Raw genomic sequence first — 2,827 nt, forward strand, 5'->3', positions numbered from 1 at the left:
CGGTTCGCAGACCGCCTGCAGGTGTCCCCGACGTTTGACGATCCGGTTGCGCACCACGCGCGGGAACTCGCACGCGGGGTCGACGGCGGCCCGCGCCAGGTAGGTCTTGCGCACCAAACCCCGGGAGAACAGGGTCTGGTAGGCGCCGCGCACCTCGCGCCGGGCGGTGAGCAGCAGCACCCCGGCGGTCAGCCGGTCCAGCCGGTGCGCCGGGCTTAGCTCGGGCAGCCCGAGTTCCCTGCGCAGCCGCACCAGCACCGTCTGCGCGACGTGCCTCCCGCGCGGCATGGTGGCCAAAAAGTGTGGTTTGTCGACGACGACGATGTCCGCGTCGGCATGCAGCACGGGGAGGTCGAACGGCACCGGCACCTCGTCGGGCAACTCGCGGTAGAGGTAGACGCTCGCGCCGGCGGGCAGCACGGTGTGCTCGTCGACCACCGCGCCGTCCGCGTCGACCACCTCTCCGGCAAACACTTTGGCCTGGGCGCGCGGGCCGAACCGGGCGGTCAACTCCGCCAGCACGGGACCGCCGTGCAGCCGCACCCGCGCCGGACCTAGGCCGTCGCGCACGGGAAGCGGCGCTTGCCTCAACTGAGCGGTACCGGCTCGAGGATCTCGGCGCGGGCCTCCGGTGCGCTGGCCCGCAACTCGTCCGCCGACACGTCGTCGGGCTGGGCCTGCGACAGGATCTCGGCCTCCACCCGCGCGGTGTAGTTCGCGACTTCTCGCTCGACATCCTGCGCGCTCCAACCGAGCACGGGCGCAACGACTTCGGCGACCTCGCGGGCGCAATCGACGCCGCGGTGCGAGTATTCGATCGAGATGCGCATCCGGCGGGCCAGGATGTCCTCCAAATGCAAAGCGCCCTCGGCGGTTACGGCGTACAGGGCCTCGACCTTCAGATAGCCCGGCGCCTCCTTGATCGGGGTGAGCAGACCGGGATCGGCCGCCGAGCCCAGCACCTCGCCGATCAGTGAGCCGTACCGCTCCAGCAGATGCCGCACCCGGTGCGGATGAAGTCCCTGCAGCGCCGCCACATTCTGGGTTTGGTTGATCAGCGCGAAATAACCGTCGGCACCCATCAGTGGAACTTTCTCGGTGATCGACGGTGCAACCCGCGCCGGGATGAACTCGGCAGCGGCGTCAATGGCATCGGCCGCCATCACCCGGTAAGTGGTGTACTTGCCGCCGGCGATGGCCACCAGGCCCGGCGCGGGCACCGCCACGGCGTGCTCGCGGGACAGCTTGGAGGTCTCCTCGGACTCGCCGGCCAGCAAGGGCCGCAGGCCGGCGTACACCCCGTCGATGTCCGCGTGGGTCAGTGGAATGGCCAGCACGGTGTTGACGGTCTGCAGGATGTAGTCGATGTCGGCCTTGGTGGCCGCGGGGTGAGCCAGGTCGAGATTCCAGTCGGTGTCGGTGGTTCCGATGATCCAGTGCGTCCCCCACGGGATGACAAACATCACCGACTTCTCGGTGCGCAGGATGATCGCGACGTCGCTGACGATCCGGTCCCGCGGCACCACCACGTGCACGCCCTTGGACGCGCGGACCTGGAATCGCCCGCGCTGCTTGGACAACGCCTGGATCTCGTCGGTCCACACCCCGGTCGCGTTGACCACGACATGACCGCGGACCTCGGTGACCGCCCCGTCCTCGGAATCCCGCACTCGCACACCGGTGACCCGATCACCTTCGCGCAGCAGGGCGACCACCTGGGTGGAGGTGCGCACCACCGCGCCGTAGTGCGCCGCGGTGCGCGCGACGGTCATGGTGTGCCGGGCGTCGTCGACGACGGTGTCGTAGTAGCGGATTCCGCCGATCAGCGAGCTGCGCTTCAGTCCCGGGCTCAGGCGGAGGGCGCCCGCCCGGGTCAGATGTTTCTGCGCCGGAACCGATTTCGCGCCGCCGAGGCGGTCGTACAGGAAGATGCCGGCGGCGATGTAGGGGCGTTCCCACACGCGGTTGGTCAGCGGGAACAGGAACGGCATCGGCTTGACCAGATGCGGCGACAGCGTGGTCAGCGACAGCTCTCGTTCGTAGAGCGCCTCGCGCACCAGACCGAACTCCAGTTGTTCGAGATAGCGCAACCCGCCGTGGAACATCTTCGACGAGCGGCTCGAGGTGCCGGACGCGAAGTCGCGCGCCTCGACGAGGGCCACCTTGAGCCCACGGGTGGCGGCGTCCAGCGCGCACCCCGAACCCACCACGCCGCCGCCGATGACCACCACGTCGAACTGCTCTGCGCCGAGTCGCTCCCAAGCCAACGCGCGTTGCGGGGGTCCCAACGAGGAAGCCGCCCAGGTCTGCGCGCTCCCCGGTGCCTGAATCGGGTTGCTCACGGCAGCGGACTCCTCACTGGGTACTCCTGTCGGTTACTCGTCAGTAGGTCGATGCCACACCAAGGCTAGTCGAGATCGTCGTGGGCCATCAGCCGACGAGCCGCCTCGGTGATCGACCCCGACAACGACGGGTAAACAGCGAGCGTCTGGGCCAACTCGTTGACCGTGATGCGGTTTTGCACGGCCACGGCGATCGGCAGGATCAGTTCGGAGGCGATCGGCGCGACCACCACGCCGCCGATCACCACGCCGGTGGACTGGCGGCAGAAGATCTTGACGAAGCCCTGGCGGAGCCCCGACATCTTGGCCCGCGCGTTGGTGCGCAGCGGCAGCATGATCGTCCGCGCCGGCACCGAGCCGTCGTCGATCGCCGACTGTGGCACCCCGACGGCGGCGATCTCGGGTCTGGTGAACACCGTCGCCGCCACCGTGCGCAGCCGGATCGGACTGACGCCCTCACCCAGCGCGTGGTACATCGCGATGCG

Annotated in this window: 2 protein-coding genes and 1 pseudogene; all 3 read right to left on the minus strand. The window is 69.1% G+C overall.

Features of this window, described 5'->3' with window-relative positions; translation table 11 throughout:
• The coding region (locus JOZ00_RS23750) for a pseudouridine synthase (RefSeq protein ID WP_293348988.1) at nt 1-591 on the minus strand (591 nt) is incomplete at its 3' end.
• Complete coding sequence (locus JOZ00_RS23755) at nt 588-2,342, minus strand: glycerol-3-phosphate dehydrogenase/oxidase (protein WP_293348991.1); 1,755 nt, start codon at nt 2,340-2,342, stop codon at nt 588-590. The genes JOZ00_RS23755 and JOZ00_RS23750, both read right to left, overlap by 4 nt.
• Before the next feature lie 65 nt (nt 2,343-2,407).
• Nucleotides 2,408-2,827, minus strand: a pseudogene (locus JOZ00_RS23760) (NAD(P)H-quinone dehydrogenase); the annotation flags it as partial.

This window comes from Mycobacterium sp. (genome assembly GCF_019243155.1).
Taxonomy (GTDB): Bacteria; Actinomycetota; Actinomycetes; order Mycobacteriales; family Mycobacteriaceae; genus Mycobacterium.